General features: G+C 74.6%; 17 protein-coding genes and 1 pseudogene. 17 read left to right on the top strand and 1 reads right to left on the bottom strand.

The window, feature by feature from the left end; translation table 11 throughout:
- The 10 genes and pseudogenes from PV350_RS26120 to PV350_RS26075 all read left to right on the top strand — a co-directional run.
- Positions 1-2,429 (top strand): annotated as a pseudogene (locus tag PV350_RS26120) (hypothetical protein); the annotation flags it as partial.
- Positions 2,430-2,457: 28 nt separating this feature from the next.
- Positions 2,458-4,080 carry a PfaD family polyunsaturated fatty acid/polyketide biosynthesis protein gene (locus tag PV350_RS26115; RefSeq protein WP_500325484.1) on the top strand — a complete coding sequence of 541 codons (1,623 nt, stop codon included), beginning with the start codon at positions 2,458-2,460 and terminating at the stop codon, positions 4,078-4,080.
- Positions 4,081-4,439: 359 nt separating this feature from the next.
- Positions 4,440-6,200, top strand: coding sequence for an acyl-CoA dehydrogenase family protein (locus tag PV350_RS26110; RefSeq protein WP_499513963.1), 1,761 nt, complete (start codon positions 4,440-4,442; stop codon positions 6,198-6,200).
- The gene (locus tag PV350_RS26105; RefSeq protein WP_500336397.1) at positions 6,197-7,954 is read left to right on the top strand and encodes an acyl-CoA dehydrogenase family protein; all 1,758 of its coding nucleotides are present in this window, start codon (positions 6,197-6,199) and stop codon (positions 7,952-7,954) included. The genes PV350_RS26110 and PV350_RS26105 overlap by 4 nt, the downstream gene beginning before the upstream one ends.
- 22 nt (positions 7,955-7,976) lie before the next feature.
- Positions 7,977-8,747, top strand: coding sequence for a 4'-phosphopantetheinyl transferase family protein (locus PV350_RS26100; protein WP_499513965.1), 771 nt, complete (start codon positions 7,977-7,979; stop codon positions 8,745-8,747).
- Positions 8,744-10,105 carry a condensation domain-containing protein gene (locus tag PV350_RS26095; RefSeq protein WP_500336395.1) on the top strand — a complete coding sequence of 454 codons (1,362 nt, stop codon included), beginning with the start codon at positions 8,744-8,746 and terminating at the stop codon, positions 10,103-10,105. Before PV350_RS26100 ends, PV350_RS26095 begins: the two co-directional genes overlap by 4 nt.
- Positions 10,102-13,071 carry an amino acid adenylation domain-containing protein gene (locus tag PV350_RS26090; protein WP_500336393.1) on the top strand — a complete coding sequence of 990 codons (2,970 nt, stop codon included), beginning with the start codon at positions 10,102-10,104 and terminating at the stop codon, positions 13,069-13,071. Before PV350_RS26095 ends, PV350_RS26090 begins: the two co-directional genes overlap by 4 nt.
- Positions 13,068-13,322 carry an acyl carrier protein gene (locus PV350_RS26085; RefSeq protein WP_499513967.1) on the top strand — a complete coding sequence of 85 codons (255 nt, stop codon included), beginning with the start codon at positions 13,068-13,070 and terminating at the stop codon, positions 13,320-13,322. Before PV350_RS26090 ends, PV350_RS26085 begins: the two co-directional genes overlap by 4 nt.
- 7 nt (positions 13,323-13,329) lie before the next feature.
- A complete protein-coding gene (locus PV350_RS26080; RefSeq protein WP_499513968.1) occupies positions 13,330-14,076 on the top strand; it encodes a thioesterase II family protein in 747 nt (248 codons plus the stop codon).
- Positions 14,070-14,678: a LysE family translocator gene (locus tag PV350_RS26075; protein WP_499513969.1), complete on the top strand. Its 609-nt coding sequence runs from the start codon at positions 14,070-14,072 to the stop codon at positions 14,676-14,678. The genes PV350_RS26080 and PV350_RS26075 overlap by 7 nt, the downstream gene beginning before the upstream one ends.
- Before the next feature lie 24 nt (positions 14,679-14,702).
- Here PV350_RS26075 and PV350_RS26070 read toward each other — a convergent pair whose 3' ends face one another.
- Entirely contained in the window at positions 14,703-16,439 is a 1,737-nt protein-coding gene (locus tag PV350_RS26070; protein WP_500336390.1) for a hypothetical protein, read from the bottom strand.
- Positions 16,440-16,759: 320 nt separating this feature from the next.
- Here PV350_RS26070 and PV350_RS26065 point away from each other — a divergent pair, with 320 nt between their 5' ends.
- From PV350_RS26065 to PV350_RS26035, 7 genes are read left to right on the top strand one after another with little or no spacing between them, the layout of a single operon-like run.
- The gene (locus tag PV350_RS26065; RefSeq protein WP_450387848.1) at positions 16,760-16,948 is read left to right on the top strand and encodes a lysine biosynthesis protein LysW; all 189 of its coding nucleotides are present in this window, start codon (positions 16,760-16,762) and stop codon (positions 16,946-16,948) included.
- Positions 16,945-17,835 (top strand): RimK family alpha-L-glutamate ligase, encoded by an 891-nt coding sequence (locus tag PV350_RS26060; protein WP_499513971.1) that lies wholly within the window; start codon positions 16,945-16,947, stop codon positions 17,833-17,835. The genes PV350_RS26065 and PV350_RS26060 overlap by 4 nt, the downstream gene beginning before the upstream one ends.
- A 26-nt stretch (positions 17,836-17,861) precedes the next feature.
- The gene (locus tag PV350_RS26055) at positions 17,862-18,512 is read left to right on the top strand and encodes a PLP-dependent aminotransferase family protein (protein ID WP_500336388.1); all 651 of its coding nucleotides are present in this window, start codon (positions 17,862-17,864) and stop codon (positions 18,510-18,512) included.
- Entirely contained in the window at positions 18,509-19,828 is a 1,320-nt protein-coding gene (locus PV350_RS26050; protein ID WP_500336387.1) for a DegT/DnrJ/EryC1/StrS family aminotransferase, read from the top strand. The genes PV350_RS26055 and PV350_RS26050 overlap by 4 nt, the downstream gene beginning before the upstream one ends.
- Positions 19,821-20,885, top strand: a complete 1,065-nt coding sequence (gene argC, locus PV350_RS26045) for an N-acetyl-gamma-glutamyl-phosphate reductase (RefSeq protein WP_500336385.1) — start codon at positions 19,821-19,823, stop codon at positions 20,883-20,885. Before PV350_RS26050 ends, argC begins: the two co-directional genes overlap by 8 nt.
- Positions 20,882-22,744: a M20/M25/M40 family metallo-hydrolase gene (locus tag PV350_RS26040; RefSeq protein ID WP_499513975.1), complete on the top strand. Its 1,863-nt coding sequence runs from the start codon at positions 20,882-20,884 to the stop codon at positions 22,742-22,744. The genes argC and PV350_RS26040 overlap by 4 nt, the downstream gene beginning before the upstream one ends.
- The gene (locus PV350_RS26035) at positions 22,741-23,553 is read left to right on the top strand and encodes a thiamine pyrophosphate-binding protein (protein WP_500336383.1); all 813 of its coding nucleotides are present in this window, start codon (positions 22,741-22,743) and stop codon (positions 23,551-23,553) included. Before PV350_RS26040 ends, PV350_RS26035 begins: the two co-directional genes overlap by 4 nt.
- Positions 23,554-23,647: the final 94 nt, after the last annotated feature.

The following is a 23,647-nucleotide window of genomic DNA, read 5'->3' as shown; positions in this document are numbered from 1 at the left end:
CGACCCCCGCCGTACGCCCGCCCAAGCCGGAGGGCGTGGTCTGGGACGAGCACGACCTCCTGGAGTTCGCCACCGGGAAGATCGGGAACGTCTTCGGCCCGCGCTTCGCCGAGATCGACGGTCACCGCCGCCGTGTCCGGCTGCCCGCCCCGCCGTACCACTTCGCCACCCGCGTCACCGCGCTGGAGGCCGAACCGGGGGCGTTCGAGCCCTCGTTCATCCGCACCGAGTACGACGTGCCGGTCGACGCCTGGTACGCCGTCGACGGCCAGGTGCCCCCGGCGGTGACCATCGAGGCGGGCCAGTGCGACCTGCTGCTGATCAGTTACCTCGGCATCGACTTCACCAACCGCGGGGACCGCGTCTACCGCCTGCTCGACAGCAGCCTCAGCTTCGTGGGGGACCTGCCGCGGGTCGGCCAGACGCTGCGCTACGACATCTGGATCGACCAGTTCGTGCGGCAGGGCGACACGACGCTGTTCTTCTTCCACTACGACTGCTACGCCGACGGCGAGCTGATCCTGAAGCTGAACAACGCCTGCGCCGGCTTCTTCACCGACGACGAACTGGAGAACTCGCTCGGCATCATCCAGGGCAGGGCCGTGCCGCCCAAGGGTGACGGCGCCTTCTCCGGGGCGAGTTCCTTCAAGCCCGTGCAGCCCACCTCCCGCACCGCGCTGACCGCCGCCGACCTGGCGGCGCTCGCCGAGGGACGGATCGCGGACGTCTTCGGGCCGGGCCACCGGCAGCCCGAGGGCTGCAACACCTCCCTGCGCCTGCCCGGCGAGCGGCTGCGCATGGCCGACGAGGTCACCGTGCTGGACCGCAAGGGCGGCGCGCACGGCCTCGGCCGGATCGAGGCCGTCAAGCACCTCGTCCCGGACGGCTGGTACTTCACCTGCCACTTCCCGGACGACCCGGTGCTCGCCGGCTCGCTGGTCGCCGAGGGCGCGGTGCAACTGCTGGAGGTGTACGCGATGTCCCTCGGCCTGCACCTGTGCTTCCCCGACGCCCGCTTCCAGCCCGTCCAGGGCCTGACCACGGAGGTCAAGGTCCGCGGCCAGATCACCCCGGCCACCGAACGCATCGAGTACCGGATCGACGTCACCGGGCTGACGCTGCTGCCCCGTCCCGCCATCACCGCGGACGTGGTCGTGCTGCGCGACGGCAAGCCGTCGATCGGGGTCACCGGCCTCGGGATCCGCCTGGTGGAGAAGCCCGGCACCCCGTACCGCCCGGAGACCGGCGGCACGGTGCCGCACTTCCTCGGCCGGCTCAGCCCCGCGAGCGGCGAGCCCGCGCTGCTCAACGAGTTCCACATGGCGCACGCCGCCAAGGGGGACCTGGCCGTCGCGATGGGCCCCGAGTTCGAGGTCTACGCCGACAGCCGCGCGCCGTACATCCCCAACGGCGACTTCCTCTTCGTCGACCGCGTCATGGCACTGGAGGGCACCCGCGGCGTGCTGAAGAAGGGCGCCGTCATGGTCACCGAGTACGACGCGCCGGAGGACGCCTGGTACTACGCGCACAACGGGCACCCGTCCATGCCGAACTGCGTCCACATGGAGTCCAGCCTCCAGGCCGCCATCCTCCTCGGCTACTACCTGGGCGCCACGCTGCCCTTCCCGGACGAGCAGTTCAGCATCCGCAACCTGGACGGCCGCGCCACCCTCGTCAAGGACGTCGACCTGCGCGGCAAGACCATCAGGCACCGTTCGACGCTGCTGTCCAGCGACCGGATGCCCGGCTCGATCCTGCAGAACTACGCGTACGAACTCTCCGCCGACGGCGAGGTCTTCTACCGCGGCGAGTCCCTGTTCGGCTACTTCAACGCCAAGGCCCTGGAGAACCAGGTCGGCCTCGACAAGGGCGAGCACGTCCTGCCCTGGCTCGACCGGCAGCCCGCGCGCCCGGCCGGCGTCCGCCGCGTCGACCTGGCCGCCCACCGCGCCGCGCAGGCCACCCGGGGCACGACCCGGCTGGCCGGCGGCCACCTCGACCTCGTCGAATGGGTCGACGTCCTGCCCGGCGGCGGCGAGCACGGCCGGGGCTACCTGCGCGGCCACCGCTCCATCCGCCCCGACGACTGGTACTTCAGCTGCCACTTCCACCGGGACCCCGTGATGCCCGGATCGCTGGGCGTGGAGGCGCTGCTGCAGGGCCTGCAGGTGTACGCCGTCGAGGCCGGGCTCACCGACGGGCTGGTGAACCCGCGCTTCGCGCTCGCCTCCGGCACCGAGATGACCTGGAGCTACCGCGGCCAGATCCTCCGCACCGACCCGGACATGGAGTTCGACGTGCACGTCAAGGAGGTGCGCCGCGAACCGGGCCGGATCCTGCTGCTCGGCGACGCGAGCGTCTGGAAGTCGACCCTGCGGATCTACCGGCTGGGCGACATCGGCATCGAGATCCACCACGACCGGACCTGAGCAAGCGGCGAGCGACAGGAGACGCAGCATGACCACCGACCTCCACCGGCCGCGGTGGACCGGACCCCAGGCGCCGGCTGTCGGCGACACCGGGGTCTACGAAGCCCTGATGCGGCTCGACGAGCCCGTCTACGTCCTGCGCGGTCCCTACGGGCTGGGCGCCGCCACCGGCGGCGCCGTCGGCCCGGCCGGCGAGCACGAGATCGTCGCCGCCGCGCCCCCGCTCGGTCCCGAACGACTCGGCAGCGCCGCCTTCCTGAAGGCCCACGGCCTGCGCTACGCCTACATGAGCGGTGCCATGGCCAACGGCATCGCCTCCGCCGGCATGGTCGTCGCAATGGCCCGGGCCGGCTTCCTCGGCTCGTACGGCGCGGCCGGCCTGCTCCCGGAGGCCGTGGAGAAGGCCCTGGTCCGCTTCCGCGACGAGATCCCCGGCCTCCCGTACGCCTGCAACCTCATCCACAGCCCGAGCGAGGAGCGGCTGGAGCGCACCGCCGTCGACCTGTTCCTGAAGTACGGCGTGCCCTGCGTGGAGGCCTCCGCCTTCCTCGCCCTCACCCCGCACCTCGTCCGCTACCGGCTGGCCGGGCTGCGGGCCGGCGGACCGTACGGTGTGACGGCGGGCAACCGGGTCATCGCCAAGATCTCCCGCCCCGAACTCGCCGAGCTGTTCATGCGGCCCGCCCCCGAGGCCATGGTGCGGGCGCTCGTCGCCGAGGGCGCGATCACGCAGGAGCAGGCCCGGCTCGCCGAACGCGTCCCGCTCGCCGACGACATCACCGTCGAGGCCGACTCCGGCGGCCACACCGACCGCCGCCCGCTGCCCGCGCTGCTGCCCGTCATCATCCGGCAGCGCGACGCCGTCCAGCAGGAGGAGGGCTACGCCGAGCGCATCCGCGTGGGCGCCGCCGGCGGCATCGGCACGCCCGAGGCGGCGGCCGCCGCCTTCGCCATGGGCGCCGACTACGTGGTGACGGGATCGGTCAACCAGTCCTGCCTGGAGGCCGACACCTCGCCCCGCGTCAAGGAGATGCTGGCCCAGGCGGGCATCGCCGACTTCGAGATGGCCCCGGCGGCCGACATGTTCGAGATGGGCGTCGAGCTCCAGGTGCTCAAGCGGGGCACGTTCTTCCCGATGCGGGCCAAGCAGCTCTACGAGCTGTACCGGACGTACGACGGCATCGAGGCCATCCCGGCGGCGGTGCGGCAGAAGGTGGAGCAGCAGGTCTTCCGGCGTCCGCTGGACACGGTGTGGGACGAGACCCTCGCGTACTTCCGGCGGCGCGACCCCGACCAGCTGGCCCGCGCCGAGGGCAACCCCAAGCGGCGTGCCGCGCTGGTCTTCCGCTGGTACCTGGGCATGGCTTCGCGCTGGGCCAAGACCGGCGAGGCCGACCGCGCCGTCGACTACCAGATCTGGTGCGGGCCGGCGATGGGCAGCTTCAACGCCTGGGTCCGCGGGACGTACCTGGCGGCCCCCGAGCACCGGCGGGTCGCGGACGTCGCCCGGCAGATCATGACCGGCGCCGCCTTCCACCAGCGGCTCGCGTTCCTGCGTGCGGCGGGGGTCGCCTTCCCGGCGGGCATCGCGACCCGGCCCTCGCCGGACGACGCGAACGCGCCCGGCCCCGCGGTGGGGGTACGGCCGTGAGGCGCCGGCAATCGTCCCCGCCGGGAGCGCCCTTCGTGTCCGGCGCCGCGCACGACGACGTGCCGGGGACGGGGCGCGGGCTCCGGCTGCCCCCGCGGGACGGAGCCGTCGCGGGCGCGGAGGTGACCGCCTCCCGCGCTCCGGGCGACGATGTGCCGTGGTCCGGAGCGGACGGCCCGGCGGCGTCTGCTGCGGGGGCGGAACACCCTTGGGCCCCGGGCCGGTCCGGTCGCGGGACCGGGTCTTCCGGCCGGGTGCCCGGCGCGGCACCGCGGCCGCGGGCAGCCCGGGGGGCGGAGGGGGACGGCCCCGCTCCGTCGTCGACGGCCGTCGCAGTGCGGCCGCGAAGGCCCGGCGACGTGACGCCCGCGGGACCGGAGACCCCTTTCGCTGCCGCCGAGGCGCTGGACGCCGCCCTCGGGGACCCGTGGGAGCCCGGGAATGCCTACGGCTTCGCCGCCGGGGCGGCCCGTGACGACGAAGAGGCGTACCCGGCGCGGTGGGAGGCGCGGCTGCGGGAGGAGGACTTCCACGTCGCCTACCTCCCCGCGGACCTCGGCGGGAGCCTGCGCACGCTGGAGGACACCCACGTCCTCGTCCGTGTCGCCGCCCGGCGGGACGTGAACGTCATGCCCGCCACCATGTTCGGCATCTCCGCCGTCATGACCGTGCTCGCCGCCGGCACCCCCGAGCAGCGCAGGACCGTCGCCGCGTGGGCGCGCGAGGGCCGTACCGTCGCGTTCGGGCTGTCCGAGGAGCACGCGGGCAGCGACGTGCTGGCGAACACCTGCCGCCTCGACACCGGCGCCATGACGCTGACCGGCACCAAATGGCTCGTGGGGCGCGGCGCGAGCGCCGACGCGGCCGTCGTGGTGGCCAGGACCGCCGACCGGGGCCCGGCGGCGTTCACGGCGCTGCTGCTCGGCCCGGAGACCCTGGCCGACGCCCGCGTGCGGCGGCTGCCCGCGCGCCGCACCACGGGGATGCGGGGCATCGACTTCGCGGACCTGGCCTTCGACGCGGTGCCCGTGCCGCCGGACGCCGTGGTCGGCGGCGCCGGCGCCGGGCTCGCCGGGGCGATGCGGGCCCAGCAGATCGTCCGGCTGATGAGCACCGCGGGCTGCCTGGCGACCGCCGACACCGCGCTGCGCACCGCCCTGCGGTTCGCGCGGGCGCACCGCACGGGCGGCGAGCCGGTCGCCGACACCCCGTACGGGGCGCGGGAACTGGCGGTGGCCGCCGCGGAGTTCATGGCCGCCGACCTGTCGGCGCTCGTCGCGGCCCGGTACGCCCATGTCGCGCCGGGCACCTTCGGCCTGGCCTCGTCCGTCGTCAAGCGCCTGGCCACCCGGCTCACCGCCGACTGCGCGCGCCGTGCCCGCGCCCTCGTCGGGGCGCGCGCGGTGCTGCGGGACGGCGACGGCCCGGGCGCCGTCCTCGACAAGGCCGTCCGGGACAACGCGATGGTCGAGGTCATCGACACCAGCGTGCTGGGCAACCTGCGGGCGGTCGCGATGTTCCTGCCCGCGTACGCCACACCCCGGGAACCGGAACCGGAGCGCGAGCGCAGGCTCGCCGCCCTCTTCGACCTGGGCGGCGCCGCCCTGCCGGGCCTCGACCCCGCCGCCCTCGACCTGGGGGCCCGGCCGGGCGACGACATCCTGCTCGGCTTCGCCTCGCACGCCGACACCATCGCCGCCGAACTCCACCGCCGGGGCGCGACGCGCGCCGCGACGCTGGTCACCGGGGTGCAGTCGGGCCTGGCCGCGACCTTCCGGGAGGCGGCGGCCGCGCCGCGGCAGCGGACGGCCCCCGACCTGCTCGACCTGGCGGACCGGCTGTGCCCGCTCCACGCGGCCGCGACGGCGGCCCTGACCTGGTGGTTCCACCGCGACCGCGGCGGCCTGTACGGCGAGCCGGAGCCCGGCGGAGCCGGATGGCTCACCGCCGTGACGGCGCTGCTCCTCACGGTGGCCGGGGGCCGCGACCCGCGCACCGCCGGCCGGGACGTCGCCCCGGCGGGCCGGCTGATCACCGAACTCGACGCGGCACGCCGCCTGTTCACGGCACTGCCGGTGCGGCTGTGCGACCGACCGGGACCGGAGGACGAGGAGACATGACCGATCTGCCCGCGCTCATGGCCGACCTGGAGCGCCACCTGGGGAGCCCCAACGACCCCTCCGGTCCCATGCCGTACGCCCGCGTCCTCGACCTGGACGAACGCGAGGCGTACCCGCACGAGTTCGTCGACCTGCTGGCCTCCTGGGGCCTGTACGACTGGATCGTGCCCGCCGCGCACGGCGGCCGGGCCGTCGACGTGCAGGACGGCTACCACCTGTTCCGGCTGGTCGCCCGCCGCGACCCCACCACCGCCACCGCGATGGTGATCACCAGCATCGCCTACATGCCGCTGTGGATCGCGGGCAGCGACGAGCAGCGCACGTCCTTCGCGGACCACGTCCGCTCCGGCGGCAAGATGGCCTGGGGCCTGTCCGAGCGCCGGCACGGCAGCGACGTGCTCGCCAACGAGCTGACCGCGCGGCCCGTCGAGGGCGGCTGGCTGCTCGACGGCGAGAAGTGGACGATCGGCAACGCCACCCAGGCCGACGTCGTCATGCTCTTCGCCCGCACCTCCCCCCAGGGCGGCCCGGGTGGCTACTCGATCCTCGCCCTGGACAAGCGCGCCCTGACCAAAGGCAGTTGCGAACCGCTGCCCGACGAGCCGCTGCACGGCCTGCGCGGCCTCGACATGAGCGGGGTGCGGCTGCGGGACTGCTTCGTTCCGTCCGCCGCGCTCGTCGGCCGCGAGGGTCAGGGCCTGGAGATCGCCCTGAAAGCCGGGCAGTTCGCCCGCGTCCTGATCAACCTGATCGCGCTGAGCACGGTGGACACCGCCCTGCGCACCACCTTGGACTTCGCCACGACCCGGGAGGTCTTCGGCACCACGGTCTCGGCGATCCCGTACTCGCGGCGGCAGCTCGCGGAGTCCTACGCCGAACTGCTGGTCGCCGACGCCATGACCTCCACCGCGGTGCGCGCCCTGCAGATGGCCCCGGCGCAGATCAGCATCTGGTCATCGGCGGTCAAGTACTTCGTGCCCACCCTGCTGGAGGGGACGCTCGGCCGGCTGGGCGTGGTGCTCGGCGCCCGCCACTGGCTGCGCGACCACCCCCGGCACGGGATCTTCCAGAAGGCGCGGCGCGACTTCGGCGTGGCCGGTTTCGCCGACGGCAACACCGTGGTCAACCTGAAGAACATCGCCCTGCAGCTCGGACCGCTGCTCACCTCCGCCGTCACCCCGCCGCCGGGGCTGGTCGAACAGGCCGCGGCCAGGGTCGCCGCACTCTTCGACCCGGCCCACCCCATGGAGCCGTACCGGCCCGCCGGGCAGCAGCTGTTCAGCCGCGGCGTCGACGACCCGGTGGTCACCCTGCGCGCGGCCGTGGCCGAGCTGCGGCGGGAGGCGGCGGCCACCACCGGCCGCGACGCGGCCCGGCTCGCGGACGGCGCGGCGACCGCGGACGCGCTCGCCGGCGAACTGGACCGGATCGCCGAGGAGCACCGCAAGCTCACCTCCTCCCTCGGCAAGGCCGCGGGCCAGTCGGCCGAGCTGTTCGACCTGGCCGAGCAGTACACGACGGTCTCCGCCGCCGCGGTCGTCGTCCACCTCCACCTGCGCGGCCGGGAGAGCCTGAGCCCGCCGCTGCGCTCCCCGGCGGTGCTGCTGCTCTGCCTGGAGCGGCTGCTGCGGCGGTTCCACCCCACGCGCCGGGTGACCGGCCCCGAGGAGGTCGACGAGGTGGCCGCGGCGCTGGAGGCGGCGCACCGCGACGGCCTGCTCTTCTCCTTCCGCGCGTTCCCCGTCAACTGGTGACCCACCGATGGAGGCAGTGCTCATGGACACCGCGGTACCGTCCGCCGACCCGCTCGCCGACAGCGCCGACGTGTGGCTGCTGGCCGAGGAGGACGTGGACCGGTTCGCCGAGGCGACGGGCGGTCTGGAGCTGCTGACCGACGAGGAGCGCGCCCGGCACGACCGGCTGCTGTTCCCCGCCGCCCGGCGCCGTTTCCTCGGCGCACGGCTGCTGTCCCGTCAGGTCCTGTCGCTCTACACCGACGAGCCACCGGACTCGTGGCGCTTCCGCAAGGGCAAGTACGGGCGGCCCGTGGTCGACGGCGCCGACTGGGGGCTCGACTTCAACATCACCCACACCAACGGGCTGATCGCCGCCATCGTCGTGCGCGGCCGCACCGCCGGGGTGGACGCCGAGACCACCCCCGCCCGGCCCGAGGCGATGCAGTTCGCGCCGAAGGTCTTCACCCCCCTGGAGAACGAGGTGCTGCGACGCGACCGCGAGGACCAGCGCGGTCACGCCTTCGCCGACTCCTGGGTCGCCAAGGAGGCGTACACCAAGGCCACCGGCATGGGCATGTGCCGGGGCTTCGACGCCTTCTCCGTGCACCGCCTGCGCGACGGCGGCCTGGCCGTCGTCGACGACGAGATCCCCGAACCCGAGCGCCCCCTGTGGCAGGTGCAGGTGCTCCAGGTGTGGGACCGGTTCGCGCTCGGCGTGGCCATCCGCGCCAGCGAGGACGACGAGGGGCCGCTGCCGGTACGGCTGCGCTCCGCCATGGCAGAACTCCTCCCGGAGGGGACATCCCGATGACCGCGAACGACGACGCCCACGCCCCCTTCCCGCTGACCGAGATCCAGTACGCGTACTGGGTCGGCCGCGGCCCCAACTTCGTGCTCGGCAACGTCGCCCCGCACGCCTACTTCGAGCTGGAGGGCCGCCGCCTGGACCCGGCGCTGCTCTCCCGCGCCTGGACCCGGCTCATCGAGCGGCACGGCATGCTGCGCTGCGTCGTCGGCGAGGACGGCCGGCAGCGGATCCTGCCCGAGGTCCCCGCCTACGAGATCCGCTGCACCGACCTGCGCGGGGCGCCCCCGCAGGAGGCGGAACGGCATCTGGCCGAGGTGCGCGGGGAGATGTCGCACCGCGTGTACACCGCGGCCGACTGGCCGCTGTTCGACATCCGCATGTCCCGGCTGCCCGGCCACGACCGGCTGCACGTCAGCCTCGACCTGCTCATGGTCGACCTGGCCAGCATCACCGTGCTGTTCAGCGAGTGGGCGCAGCTGTGCCAGGACGAGGAGCGGGTGCTGCCGCCGGTCGAGGTGGGCTTCCGCGACTACGCGCTCGCCCTGGAGCGGGGCGACGAGTCGCCGCGGCACCGCAAGGCCCGGGAGTACTGGACGGCGCGCGCCGCGACTCTGGCCCCGCCGCCCGACCTGCCGCTGGCGAAGTCCCCAGTCGCCGTGCACAAGCCGGTCTTCACGCACCGCGAGTTCCACCTGGCGCCGGAGGACTGGAAGCGGCTGCAGGGGCGCTGCGAGGAGCGCGGCCTGACCCCGACGGCGCTGCTGGCCACGGTGTTCTCCGAGGTCCTGGCGATGTGGAGCGGCACCCGCCGGTTCACCCTCAACCTCACCCTCTTCAACCGGCTCCCGCTGGTGCTCTCCGGCGATGGAGCCGGGCACCGCGGAGTCCACCCCCATCTGCGCAGGGTGGTCGGCGACTTCACGTCCATCTGCCTGCTGGAGACGGACGCGAGCGGCGGAGTCCCGCTGGCCGAGCGGGCCGGGCGCGTCCAGCGGCAGCTGCGCAAGGACCTGCGGCACCGCCACGTCAGCGCCCTGCAGGCGCTGCGCGAACGCCGCCGCCTCGGCCTGCAGAACGGCTTCGAGACGATGCCGGTCGTCTTCACCAGCGGCCTGGGCACCGCCGCGGACGTCTCGTCGGCCATGGACCACTTCGGTTCCATCACGTACCGGATCAGCCAGACCCCGCAGGTCTGGCTCGACCACCAGGTCGTCGACATCACCGGAAGCCTGGACCTGACCTGGGACACCGTCGAGGAGCTCTTCCCCGAGGGCATGCTCGACGACATGTTCGCGGCCTACACCGGCGCCGTGGCGCGGCTCGAGCCGCCGACGGATCCCCGTGGGACGAGGAGCTGGTGATCCCGCTCCCCGCCCACCAGCTCACCGCCCGCGAGGCCGCCAACGCCACCGAGGGCGAGCTGCCGTCCGGGCTGCTGCACTCCGCGCTGGTCGACCGCGCCGGACGGCACCCGGGGCGTCCCGCCGTGATCACGACCGCCGGTACCGTGACCTACGGCGAACTCGCCGCGTGGGCCGCCTCCGTCGCCGGCCGGCTCTCCGGCGGCGACCTGCGCGACCGTACCGTCGGCATCACCCTCGACAAGGGCCCCGCCCAGGTCGCCGCCGCCTACGGCGTGCTCATGGCGGGCGGCGCCTACCTCCCGGTCGGCCCGCAACTGCCCGCCCTGCGCCGGGAGCGCATCCTCACGGACGCCGGGGCGGTCGCGGTGGTCACGGACGCCGGGACGGACGCGCGGCTGGAGTGGCCGCAGGACCTGCCCCGCGTCCTCGCGGAGCCGCCCTCCGGCACCACCGCCACCCCGGGCGACGCCGTGCAGGCGGGCCCGGCCGACCCCGCCGACCTGGCGTACGTCCTCTACACCTCGGGCTCGACCGGCACCCCCAAGGGCGTGATGATCGAGCACCGGGCGGCCCTCAACACCGTCGCCGACATCAACGAGCGCTTCGGGATCGGCCCCACCGACCGTCTCTTCGGCCTCGCCGACCTCGGCTTCGACCTGTCCGTGCACGACCTGTTCGGCACCTTCGCCGCCGGGGCCGCGCTGGTGCTGCCCGACCCGGACCAGCGGGCCGAACCCGCGCACTGGTCCGAGGTGATGGCCGCGCACGGGGTGACGGTGTGGAACTCGGTGCCCGCGCAGATGCAGATGCTGGTCGAGCATCTGGAGGCCGGGGGCGCGCAGGTCCCGCCGGACCTGCGGCTGGTGCTGCTCAGCGGCGACTGGATCCCCGTCGACCTGCCCGGCCGCATCCACGCGCTGTGGCCGCGGGCGCGGGTGATCAGCCTGGGCGGCGCCACCGAGGTGTCGATCTGGTCGATCTTCCACCCGGTGGAGGAGGTCCCGGCGGGCGCGACGAGCGTGCCGTACGGCAAGCCGCTGCGGAACCAGACCTTCCAGGTCCTCGACGAGCGGTACGCGCCCTGTCCCGTGTGGACCGCCGGCGAGCTGTACATCGGCGGCCACGGCCTGGCCCGCGGCTACCGGGGCGACGCCGAGCGCACCGCCGCTGCCTTCGTCACGCATCCGGTCACCGGCGAACGGCTCTACCGGACGGGCGACTTCGGCCGCTACCTGCCGGACGGCAGCATCGAGTTCCTGGGCCGCAGGGACGGTCAGGTCAAGATCAACGGACATCGTGTGGAGCTCGGCGAGATCGAGGCGACCCTCACCCGGCACCCGGGCGTGGACAGCGCGGTCGTGGTCAAGGCCGACGGCGAGGCCGGCGCGGCCCGGCTGCTGGGGTACGTCGTCCCGGCCGGGGACCCCGGAGGCGCCGACGGGCTCTTCGTCACCGAGCACGCCGATCCCGACCGGGCCGAAGCCGACTGGCGGGCGCTGTGCTCCGCCGCCGAGGTGCCCGCCCCCGGTCCCTCGCCGCGGGAGCTGCGCACCGCCTGGGACGTGCTGAACGAGGTGTACGCGACCGCAGTCGGCACCGCCTTCCACCGCCTGGGCCTGCCCGACAACGCCGCCGCCGGTGTCGCCCCGCGCTACGAGCGCTGGCTGGCCCGGGCCGCGGCGGCGCGGCCGCCCGCCGCGGACGGCATCCCCGACGCGCTCGCCGCCCGCAGCCGCACCGTGCTGGGCGAGGTGCTGGGCATCCCCGAGGACGTCACCGACTGGATGCTGGCCCTGGCCGGGGACGTCGCCGGGGTCCTCACCCAGAGCGTGCACTCCGCCGAGCTGTACGCCTCCGACCGCACCCCCGGCGTCTACGAGCGGCTGTTCGGCCCGACGTACGCCGTCGCCACGGAGGCGGTGCGCCGCCTCGCCGCCGGATGGCCGGCCGACCGGCCGCTGCGCGTCCTGGAGGTCGGTGCGGGCTACGGCTCGCTGACCCGGCACCTGCTCCCGCTGCTGCCCGCCGGCCGCACGGCGCCCACGGAGTACCTGTTCACCGACATCTCCCGGTACTTCACCGACCGGGCCCGCGAGGTCCTCGGCACGCAGTACCCGTTCCTGCGCTGCGACCTGCTCGACCTGGACGCGCCTCCGCAGACCCAGGGCTTCGAGGACCACACCGCCGACCTGGTCGTCGCGGCGAGCGTGCTGCACGACACCCGCCAGGTGCGCCGTACGCTGCGCACCCTGCGGGGGCTGCTCGCCCCCGGCGGGACCCTGCTGATCGTCGAGCAGACCGCCTTCCACCCTTGGTTCGACCTGGTGATGGGGCTCCAGCAGGGCTTCGACACCTTCGAGGACACCGAACTGCGCAGCACGCACCCGCTGCTCGACCGCGCGCAGTGGGCGGCCGAACTCGCCGCCGCGGGCTTCACCGACAGCGCCGTGCTCACGCCCCGCGACGGAGGCCCCGGCTCGGTGGGCTTCGACGTCCTCGTGGCACGCGGCCCGGACCGGCGCAGCCGCTTCGCCCCCGACGCGCTGCGGGACTTCGCCGCCGGGCAGCTGGCCGCCCACATGGTGCCGGCCCAGCTGTTCGCGCTGACCGAGCTGCCGCTCAGCGGCACCGGCAAGGTCGACCGCAAGGCGCTCGCCAAGGCCGGCGCCCGCACCGCCGCGCGCGGCCGGCCCGCGAAACCGCCGCGCACCGACCGCCAGCGCAAGCTGGTCGAGATCTGGCGCGAGGTGCTCGGCCTCGGCAGCGCCGACCTCGCCGACGACTTCCTGGAGGCGGGCGGCGACTCGCTGCTCGCGGCCCGGCTGGTCGCGTCCTTGCGTACGGCGTTCGGGATCACCGTGCCCGTCGGCACGGTCCTGCAGTACACGACGGTGGAAGCGCTCGACGGCCACCTGGAGGGGCTGCTCGGCCCGTCCGAGCCGCTGACGGAGGAGACACGATGACGTACGAGCAGATGCGGGAGTGGATCGTCGCCTTCCTGGCGGAACTCCTCGACGTCGCGCCCCACGAGATCGACCCGACGCTGCCGCTGGACCACCTGGGCTTCGACTCGGCGACCACCCTCGACCTGTGCGGGCGCCTGGAGGAGGACCTGGGGATCGACACGACGCCCAAGGCGATCGCCGACCACCCGACGGCCGACGCCCTCGCGGCCCATCTCGTCGCCGCCCGACCGGCCCCCCTGGGGAGGTAGTCCCGCCATGATCACCCAACTGTCGGCCCGCTGGCTGGTCAGCGGGCCCGCCCGGCCCGGCGCTCCGAAGCTGTACTGCTTCGCCCACGGCGGGGGTTCGGCCGCCGAGTACGTCCGCTGGGCGCGCGCCCTGACCGGCGTCGAACTGCACGTCGTGCAGCTGCCCGGCCGCGGGTCGCGCTTCGGGGAGCCCCCGCTGACCTCGATGGGGACACTGGTCGCCGCGCTCACCGAGCAGGTGGCGTTCGGCGCGCCGTACTCGTTCTTCGGGCACAGCCTCGGCGCCCTGGTGGCGTACGAGCTGGCCGGCGCCCTGCGCGAGGCAGGCCGCGGGCTCCCGGAGCGCCTGGTGGTCTCCGGCTTCCCGGCGCCCCACCTGCCGCGCACCTCGCGGGGGCTGCACCTGCTGCCGGACGACGAACTGCTGGCGGAGGTCTCCCGGCTGCACGGCGGCATCCCGCGGGAAGTGCTGGACGAACCGGAGTTGCGGACGCTGGTCGCGGTGCCGCTGCGGGCGGACTACACGATCGTGGAGACCTACCGCTGGCGGGACCGGCCTGCGCTGGAGGTCCCCGTGACGGTCTTCGGCGGCCGCGACGACCGGGTCGGCGAGGCCGAGCTGGCGGCCTGGCAGGAGCTGACGACCCTTCCGGTGGAGGTCCGCACCTTCCCCGGTGGCCACTTCTACCTGCGCGAGCACAGCGCGGTCGTGCTCCGCGCGCTCGCCGCCCGGCTGCGGACGCCGCCGTGCTGACCTTCGCCGCCGCCTCGCTCGTCCTGATCATGATCCCCGGGCCCGACCAGGCGCTGATCACCAGGAACGCCCTGGCTGCGGGCCGCGCGGGCGGGCTGCTGACGATGGTGGGCGGGGTGCTCGGGCTGGGCGTGCACATCGCCTCGGCCGCGCTCGGGGTCTCGGCGCTGCTGATGGCCTCGACGGTCGCCTTCACGGTGCTGCGCACCGTGGGCGCGGGCTACCTGCTGTACATGGGCTTCACGACCCTGCGCGCGGCCCGCCGCGCCGCCGACTCCCCGGAGCCGGCGGACGGGGACCCGCCGCCGAACGGTGCGGCCCACCTGCGGCAGGGCTTCCTGTCCAACTCCCTCAACCCGAAGGTCGCCCTGTTCTTCGTGACCTTCCTCCCGCAGTTCCTGCCCGCCCAGGGCAGCGTCCTGCCGCGCGCGCTCCTGCTCTCGCTGGTCTTCGCCGTGCTGTACGTGACCTGGTTCGGCACCTACGTCGTCGTGGTCGACCGGGTCGGCGCGGTACTGCGCCGGCCCGTGGTGCGGGCCCGCGTCGAACGCGTCACCGGACTGCTGCTCATCGGTTTCGCGCTGCGCCTCGCGGTGCACTGAGCGCGCGCCGCGCTCCGGGCGGCGCTATCCGCGGCCCGCCCGGAGCCGGCAGACCACGAGGTCCCGTGGGTCCGCGGTCTGCGGGCAGTCGTAGACCTCCTCGATGCGCGCCGCGACCGAGGGGTCGACCCGGTCCAGGTCGAACCAGGCACGCTGCAGGACGGCGTAGGGCGCGGGGTCCTCGGTGATGCAGCGGGCGTTCTCGGCGTGCGACCGGAGGGCGCTGACGTCCGGCAGGTACCGCACGCGCTGCAGGAAGGTGGGGATCGGGTACCGGCACCGCACCGGGTGGTCCACGAAGTAGGCGTCGTCACCGAAGGCCAGGTAGAGCACGGGGGCGCCGTCGGGGATCCGCCGGCGCACCGCGTCCGCCGCGGCGGCCTTGTCCGCGATGGTCCGCAGGTACTCGGCGTTGGTCGAGCTCACCCCGGCACGGCCCATCAGGTGCGGGGAGGAGGGCCAGACCGTCACCGCCACGCACAGCGCCCCGCAGAGCGCGACCGGGGCCAGGGCGGCGCGGGGCCACCGGGCGGTGCCGGGGCGGCGCGCACCGTCACGGGCCAGGCGCAGGTCGGCGCACGCCGCGGCCAGGGCGACAGCCCCGGCCAGCCAGCCCGCCGCCGTCCCCTGGGCCCAGGCGGGCGCGAGGGAGGCGAGGGGCACCAGCACCGCGTACAGCGCCGTGACCGCGGTCAGGAAGAGTGGCGGCCGCTTGAGGTCCCCGTACCAGCGGGCCACCGCCAGGCCCCACACGGCCGCGGCGAAGACCGGCAGGGCTGCGGCGTGGTAGGCGAACCAGTTGCCCTGCACCGCCACCGCGGCCAGGCAGCCGGCGCAGATCAGCACCGCCAGCACGGCCCACTCCACCCGCCTGCGCCGGTCCGCCTGACGGGACAGCAACAGCAGCAGCGCGGCGGGGAGCAGGGCGACCATCGGGCTGAAGTAGACCCGGTTCGCCAGGAAGTCGGCGCCCCTGTCGAGCAGGAAGGCGGGGTCGAGGCCCTGCCGGGTCAGCGCCCCCTTGTTGATCCGCGGCATGTCGCGGACCCACTGCCACTCGTGGGACCCCGACCACAGACTGATCGCGAAGAGCAGGGCCCCGCCGGCCACCGTCGTCCCGGCGAGCAGCAACGCCCTGCGCCGGTCGACGGCGAGGACGACGAGCAGTGCCATCGCGGCCGTCGCCGCCGTGGAGTACTTCATCAGCACCGCGAGCGCCAGCGGCAAGGAGGCCGCGAGCGCGGCGGTCCACGGCCGGTCGAGGCCCAGCACCAGGGCGACCGCCACCACCGACAGCAGCGTCGCGGCCCACTCGGGCTGCAGGAAGTCGGTCCGCGGCGCGAACGCGAGGGAGAGCCCCACCACGGCGGCCGTGATCGTCGCGTCGCGACGCGGCAGACGGCGCGCCATGGCCCATCGCAGCACCAGCGCCGCGGCCGCGCACAGCAGGATTCCGGCGAGCCGGATGATCATCTCGCGCACGGCGACCGGTCCGGCCGTGACCGAGTCCAGCCCGGCGACGAACCACCGGTAGAAGAACGGCCGGTGGGTGAACGTCTCGGAGGGCGACAGGCCGTCCGCGCCGGCGGTCCGCAGGCACGCCAGGACGTACCTGATGTCCCCGTGGAGTTCCGCCGTCGCGACGGACCAGCCGAGCAGCGCGAGCACGGGGAGCGCGGTGACCCAGTGGAGGAGCCGCGGGGTGCGGCGGGTGGCCGGTGGGAGCGGCGTGTCGAGGGTGAGCAGGCCCGAGTCGTTCACGGGCCGAAGCTAGCATCCACATAACGGACTTATCGAACACATCGTTCGACGGATCCCGCCGTCACCGTCCGTTCCCCGGATGTTCATCCGCACCGTCGTCGCGCCGTGATCCGAGCCGCGGTCGCACCGCAGCGCGGTGAATTCCGCTTTCGCGGGAAACCCGCGGTGCCGGTGCGCGCGCCGGACGGGCCGGTTTCCCATTGAGGATCCCGATGGCCGTATCACCAGGACGGCGGCGAACCCGCTGGACCGCCGAGTTGCCGGCGGGGGATTCTGAAGTTGCTTTTTCCGCCCCGGAATGCAGTGGAAAGGAAAGAGAAATGACTGCTCCTGTCGCGGCGCTCCAGTGCCTGGTGTGCGACACGGACATCCCGGTCCGGCAGGACTGGCTGAAGGGCGAGATCACCGAGTGCGCGGCCTGCGGCCAGGAGCACGAGGTCGTCGAGAAGTCCGAGGCCGGCGCACGGATAGAGCTCGCGCCCGAGGTCGAAGAGGACTGGGGCGAGTGACCGGGTCCGACGCCGGGTTAGAGGTGCTGCTGTCGGCCACCGTCCTGCGCCCCGACGAGAAACTCCTCCTGGAGGCGTTGCGTTCGCGGGGGCTCGCGGTCCGCCCGGTCCTGCTGGAGGACCTGGCCGGGCTGGTGACGGGCCGGAAGAAACCGCCCGCCCTCGCACTCATCCGTAATCTCTCGCACCGCGAGGCCGTCAATGTGGCCCGCCGGCTGGAATTCAGCGGAGTTCCCGCGCTGAATCGCGCGACGACGATCGAGACCTGCAACGACAAGGGCCTGCAGGCCCTGTTGTTCAGCAGGCACGGCGTCCCCCACCCGGAGTCCTTCCACGCCTTCAGCTACGCGCAGGTCCGCGAGTCGGTCGGCGAGGTCGGACTGCCCGCCGTCATCAAGCCGGTGAGCGGCTCCTGGGGCCGCGGGGTCTCCCGGATGACCAGCGAGGAGTGCGTCGAGGCGTGGATCGGCGGACGGGAGTCCGCGGACGCCGCGGGCAAGCTCTTCCCCGTCCTGGTCCAGCGGTACGTCGACAAGCCCGGCCACGACCTGCGGATCGTGGTCGTCGGCCGCACGCCCGTCGTCGCCATCCGGCGGGTCTCGCCGGACTGGCGCACCAACACCCACCTCGGAGCCGAGGTCGTACGGGTCCCGTTGACCCGCGAGATGGAGAAGCGCTGCGCCCAGGTGGTGGACGCGCTCGGCGAGGGCTTCTACGGGGTCGACCTCGTCGAGGACCGCACCACCGGCGAGCTGATGGTCCTGGAGGTCAACGCGAACCCCGAGTTCGCCCGCTCCTCCGCCAAGCACGGCGTGGACGTGGCCGGCCACCTCGCGGACTACGTCGTCGAGACCTACCGGCCCGAGTCCGCCGCCACCGCCGCGTAACCGGCAGACGGAGGAGAACCCCACCCATGGAAGCGTTCGACACCGCCACGGTGCTCACCCGGGTCCTCACCTCGGGCGTGGTGATGAGCATCGAGAAGAGCGACCGCGAACTGCCCGGCCTGGAGCGGCTGCTCACCCGGCGCACCGGCCGCGCCAGGGCCGCGCTGTTCAACAGCCGCAGCGGCGCCCTGCACGGGGCGCTCGCCGGGCAGGGCATCGGCCACGGCGACCGCGTCGCCGCCCGGCCGGGCGCCGGCGACCGGGAACGCGCGTTCCTGGACTGGCTCGGCATCACCGCCACCGCCAGCGCCACCGGCGACGCCGCGGGCCCGGTCCCGTACGACCTGGTCGAGCTCGACGCCGGCAACGCCCACGACCTGACCCGGCTCGCCGCCGCGGGCACCGCGCCGGTGCTCGTCGCCGACCTCACCGGCCTCGGTTTCGGCCCGGCCGCCGCCGTCCTGACCGACGACCCCGCCGTGTGGGCCCGCGCCGAACGGCTCAAGATCTTCGGCGCGTACGACCTGCGCACCATGTGGACGCAGGAGGAGGCCGACCCGCGACTGGTGCCCGGCGTGCAGTTCAACTACCGGCTGAGCCCGCTCGTCGCCGCCTGCGTCCGGATGGCCCTCACCCAGGCCGCCCCGCCGGGCGACCTCTCGGGAGCTGAATCATGATCACCGACTTCCCCGCGGCACCCCTGCCGCTGCCGCACCCCGACGACGTGACCGCCGAACTGGCCGCCCTCGGCGGCGCGGCGGTCATCCCCAGGGACCTGCGCCGCACCCTGTTCCCGGTCATCACCAAGGAGGACGTCTTCAACCTCCTGCTGGCCCAGCGGCAGGACCCCGACAAGGTCGTCGCCGACTTCGCCGAGGCCTACCGGGCCTACGTGGGCGCGGCGTTCGCGCTGCCCACCGCCAGCGGCACCTCCAGCCTGCACATGGCGCTGGTCGGCGCGGGCGTCCGGCCCGGCGACGAGGTGATCGTCCCGGCGTTCACCTTCATCGCCACCGCGCAGGCCGTCGTGGCCGCGCACGCGGTCCCCGTCTTCGTCGACGTCGACCCGCGCACCTACTGCATGGACCCGGCCGCGGCCGAGGCGGCGGTCACCGAGCGCACCCGCGCCCTGATGCCCGTCCACGTCCACGGCCTGCCCGCCGACGTGACCGCGCTGCGCGCCCTCGCCGACCGCCGCGGCCTCGCCCTGGTCGAGGACGCCTCGCACGCCCACTCCGCCCGCGTCGGCGACCGCGTGGCCGGCTCCTTCGGCGACGCCGCCGGGCAGAGCCTGATGGCCGACAAGAACTTCCCGCTCGGCGGCGAGGGCGGCATCGCCTTCTTCGCCGAGCAGGAGTCGTACGACCGGGCCACGGCCTACCTCGACCGGCACGGCATCGACTACGGCATGGCCTGGATCGCCGCCGCCTTCGGCGCGAGCCAGCTGCAGCGGCTGCCGTACTACGACGCGGTCCGCGCCCGGAACGCCGCCCTGCTCGGCGAGGCCCTGAAGGGCACCGGCCTGTTCACCCCGCCGTACGTGCCCGAGGGCCACGTCCACGCCTACAACATGTACCGGGTCACCCTGCACCCCGAGGCGATCGGCCTGGCGGACCTGCCCGCGTACGCGGTCAAGGAGGCCGTCCACGAGCTGCTGGTCGCCGAGGGCGTACCGGCCCGCGAGTGGCAGAACACGCCCATCCCCTGCCACCTGCCCTTCGTGCACCGGGCCGGCTTCGGCGGCGGTCACCCCTTCACCCTCAACCCGGGCGCCGTGCGCGACCACACCCCGCAAGACTTCCCGGTGATCCGGCACATGCTCGACACCACGCTCGTGCTCTGCCGCGAGCTGCGCTCCCCAGTCGAGTACGAGCGCATCCTGCGCTACGCCGACGCCTTCGCCAAGGTCGCCCGCCGGCCCGACGCGATCCGCAAGCTCGTCCAGGAGGGCGACTTCCGCCGTCCCTACGAGAAGGCGGCCCGCCTTGGCTGACACCACGCCCGGCACGGTCCGGGTCGCCGTCGCGGGGGCCAGCGGCTACAGCGGGGGAGAGGTCGTCCGGCTGCTGCTGGACCACCCCGGCGTGGAGCTCGCCTTCCTGTCCGCCGAACGCGCCGCCGGCGCCGCGCTCGGCGCCGTCCACCCGTGGCTGCGCAACCACCCGCGTGCCGCGGGGCTGACGCTGCGCCCGCTGCGGGAGCTGGCCGACGACGCCAACGACGTCGACGTCGCCATCTCCTGCCTGCCCACCGGCACACTGCCCGGGCTGCTGCCGCTGCTGTCCGGGCACGCCAAGCGGATCCTCAACGTCGCGGGCGACTTCCGGCTGCGCGACCCGGGCGAGATCCGCGCCCACTACCCGCGCACCGCCGAGCAGCCGGCCGCAGAGGACTTCGCGTACTACGTCCCGGAGCTGTCCCCGGCCGTCCCGCAGGGCCGCTTCGTCAACCTGCCCGGCTGCATGGCCGTCGCCTCGGTCTACGCCCTGCACCCGCTCTTCGCGGACGGGCTCGCGCTGCCCGAGGTCGTCGTCGACGCCAAGACCGGCTCCACCGGCGGCGGCCGCGACAGCGGCGAGCACCCCGCCGAGCGGGCCGGCAACTTCCGTGTCCACAAGCCCTTCGGGCACCGGCACGCCCCCGAGATCCGGCAGGCCATCGCCGACCTCACCGGCACCGCGCCCGAGCTGCGCTTCACCAGCCACAGCCTCGACGTGCCCCGCGGCATCCTCGTCACCGGGTACGCCCGGCTGCGCGAGGGCGTGACCGGCCTGGACGTCAAGCGCGCCTACGCACGCGCCTACAAGGGCCGCCCCTTCGTCAAGGTGCGCCCCGCGCCCAGGGCGCCGCAGGACTTCCCGATGCTGAAGGCGGTCGTGGGCTCCAACGTCGCCGAGGTCGCCGTCGTCGTCAAGGACGACCAGGCCGTCGCCGTCGCCGCCCTGGACAACCTGGTCAAGGGCGCGGCCGGGCAGGCCGTCCAGGCGATGAACCTGCTCTGCGGCCTCGACGAGACCGCGGGCCTGCCCCGGACGGCGGTGGCGCCGTGACGACCCCGTACCGGCCCCTGTACGTCGTCAAGGTGGGCAGCGCCACCCTCGCCCGCGGCGCGATCCTCCACGAGCTGTCCGACCTCGTCGCCCGCGGCGCCCGCGTCCTGCTCGTGGCGGGCGGCGCCGTCGGCATCGAGCGGCACTACACCGCCCTCGGGCGCGCCATGCCCGAACTGCGCCTCGCGAGCGGCGACACCGTGCGCTACTGCCCGCCCGAGGAGATGACGCACATCGTCGACGCCTACGAGCGGGTCACCCTGCCCTCGGTCGAGGCGGGCCTGCGCGACCTGGGCCGTACCGTCCTCACCGCCGTCGCCGCCCGTGGCGGGCTCGTCGGCGGGCGCGCCAACCGGCCGCTGAAGACGGTGACGCCCGAGGGCCGCAGCCGCGTCGTGCGCGACCACCGGGCCGGGGTCCCGCAGGACGTCGACACGGCGGCGCTGCGCGCCCTGCTGGACGCGTACGACGTGGTGTGCGTGTCGCCGCCGGTGCGCGACCGCGACGGGGGCGCCCCCCTCAACGTGGACGCCGACGTCCTGGCCGCCGCCCTCGCGCGCGCCCTGGACGCCGACCACCTCCGCCTCGTCACCGGCACCGCCGGACTGCTCACCGACCCCGCCGACCCGGCGTCGACGCTCCGCCACGCCCACCCCGGCGAGGCCGCGCGGTACGCGGGCGGCCGCATGCGGCAGAAGGTCCGCGCCGCCGAACTCGCCCTCGACGGGACCGGGGACGTCGCCATCACCGGCCCCCACACCCTGGCCGAGCCCACCGGCTGGACCCGGTTCTGGCGCGAGGCGCCCCCCGCGGAGGACCTGACCCTGCTCGGCCGCGCCGCCGGCATCCCCTCCGTCTCCGGGGACGAGCACGAACTCGCCGCCTACCTGCGCGAGTGGTGCGCCGGGCACGGCATCGACGCGCACGTCGACGCCGCGGGCAACCTCGTCGCCACCCGCGGGGACGGCCCGCGCCGCCTGCTGCTCCTCGGCCACCTCGACACCGTGCCGCACCACTGGCCGGCCGCCTGGCGGGACGGCGAACTCTCCGGCCGGGGCACCGTCGACGCCAAGGGGAGCCTGGCCGCGTTCCTGGAGGTGCTGGCCGCGGCCGACGTCCCGGACGACGGCCAACTGCGGGTCGTCGGCGCCGTCGAGGAGGAGGTCTCCTCCGCCAAGGGCGCCTTCCACGCCCGCGACCACTATCCGGCCGACGCCGTCGTCATCGGCGAGCCCAGCGGTTCCGGCACCCTCACCCTCGGCTACTTCGGCCTGTTCAAGCTCCGCCTCACGGCGACCGCCGCCAGCGGCCACTCCGCGGGCATGGGCGCCGTCACCGCGCCCGACCTGCTGCTGCGCGCCGTCGCCGGCATCCGCGCCGCCGTCGCCGCCCACGCGCCCGACGCGCTCAGCGCCCTCATCGACGTCCGCACCCACGACTCCCGGGAGGCCCAGCGGGCCGTCGGCACGCTCAACTTCCGCATCCCGCCGGACGCCGACCTCGCCACCGTCCGCAAGGCCGCCCTGGTGCCCGACGCCCCCGGCGACGGCCTGGCCGTCGAGGTGCTCCGCGCCACCCCCGGCGTCGCGGGCGGCCGCGCCACCACCCTGGCCAGGTCCTTCGGCCGCGCGTTCGCGCGCGCCGGCATCCGGCCCCGGCACGTCGTCAAGAAGGGCACCTCCGACATGAACACCCTCGCCACGACCTGGCACGGCGTCCCCATGGTCGCCTACGGGCCCGGCGACGCCTCCCTCGACCACACGGACGCCGAACGCCTCCCGGCCGACGAGTACCGCCGCGCCCGCGGCGTCCTCGCCGACGCCGTCCGCCACTGGTTCACCTCCGGCGGCGCGGCATGACGCCCGCGACCGCCGTACGGGAGACCGCGCACCCACCGCTCGCCGAACGGGCCCGCCGCGCCCGCGAACTCGTCGTCGACATGGCGGCGAGCCCCCGCGGCTGCCACCTGGGCGGGAGCCTGTCCGTCCTCGACGTCCTCGTCGCCGCCCTCGACCACGCCGCCGCGGCGGACGACGGCACCCAGGTCGTCCTGAGCAAGGGTCACGCCGCCGCCGGCCTGTACGCCGCGCTCCACGTCACCGGCGTGATCCCGGACAACCCCGCCCCGCACTACGGTCTGGCCGGCCGGCCCTACACCGGCCACCCGGGACCCAAGGTGCCGGGCGTGGTGTTCCCGACCGGGAGCCTCGGCCACGGCGTGGCCTACGCCGCGGGCTGGGCGCTCGCGCAACGGCTGCAGGGCGGCACCGGCAAGGCGATCGCCGTCGCGGGGGACGGCGAACTCCAGGAAGGCCTGGTCTGGGAGACCTGCCAGGTCGCGGCCGCCCAGCGGCTCGGCGGGTTCGTCCTGGTCGTGGACCGCAACGGCGGCCAGAACGACGGCATGGTGGCCGACATCTCCCCCCTGCCGCACCTCGCGGAGCGCTTCGCGGCCTTCGGCTTCGACACCGCCGAGGTCGACGGCCACGACCTGGGCGCGCTGTCGGCCCTGTTCGCCGCCGACCGGTCGGCCGCCACCCGCCCGCTCGCGGTCGTCGCGCACACCGTGAAGGGCAAGGGCGTGCCGCCCGTCGAGGGGAAGGCCGCCTCGCACTACGTGACGATCGACGCCGCGCGCGCCGCCCAGTGGAAGCGACTCATCCGATGACGTTGTCCGGGCGCGATGCCTACCGCGCCGAACTGACCGCGCTCGCCGCTGCCGACGACCGGGTCCTGTGCCTGGAGGCCGATCTCGGCGGCAA

Origin of the sequence: Streptomyces sp. PA03-6a (assembly GCF_033792765.1) — a bacterium.
GTDB lineage: Bacteria > Actinomycetota > Actinomycetes > Streptomycetales > Streptomycetaceae > Actinacidiphila.
Note: the sequence above shows the minus strand (reverse complement) of the source record. Positions and strands in the feature narration are given on the sequence as shown.

Excerpts from the sequence above, each read along its gene's own strand:
- PV350_RS26115 (WP_500325484.1), top strand. The coding sequence starts at position 2,458 with ATGACCACCGACCTCCACCGGCCGCGGTGGACCGGACCCCAGGCGCCG.
- PV350_RS26105 (WP_500336397.1), top strand. The coding sequence starts at position 6,197 with ATGACCGATCTGCCCGCGCTCATGGCCGACCTGGAGCGCCACCTGGGG.
- PV350_RS26100 (WP_499513965.1), top strand. The coding sequence starts at position 7,977 with ATGGACACCGCGGTACCGTCCGCCGACCCGCTCGCCGACAGCGCCGAC.
- PV350_RS26095 (WP_500336395.1), top strand. The coding sequence starts at position 8,744 with ATGACCGCGAACGACGACGCCCACGCCCCCTTCCCGCTGACCGAGATC.
- PV350_RS26085 (WP_499513967.1), top strand. The coding sequence starts at position 13,068 with ATGACGTACGAGCAGATGCGGGAGTGGATCGTCGCCTTCCTGGCGGAA.
- PV350_RS26080 (WP_499513968.1), top strand. The coding sequence starts at position 13,330 with ATGATCACCCAACTGTCGGCCCGCTGGCTGGTCAGCGGGCCCGCCCGG.
- PV350_RS26065 (WP_450387848.1), top strand. The coding sequence starts at position 16,760 with ATGACTGCTCCTGTCGCGGCGCTCCAGTGCCTGGTGTGCGACACGGAC.
- PV350_RS26055 (WP_500336388.1), top strand. The coding sequence starts at position 17,862 with ATGGAAGCGTTCGACACCGCCACGGTGCTCACCCGGGTCCTCACCTCG.
- PV350_RS26050 (WP_500336387.1), top strand. The coding sequence starts at position 18,509 with ATGATCACCGACTTCCCCGCGGCACCCCTGCCGCTGCCGCACCCCGAC.
- PV350_RS26035 (WP_500336383.1), top strand. The coding sequence starts at position 22,741 with ATGACGCCCGCGACCGCCGTACGGGAGACCGCGCACCCACCGCTCGCC.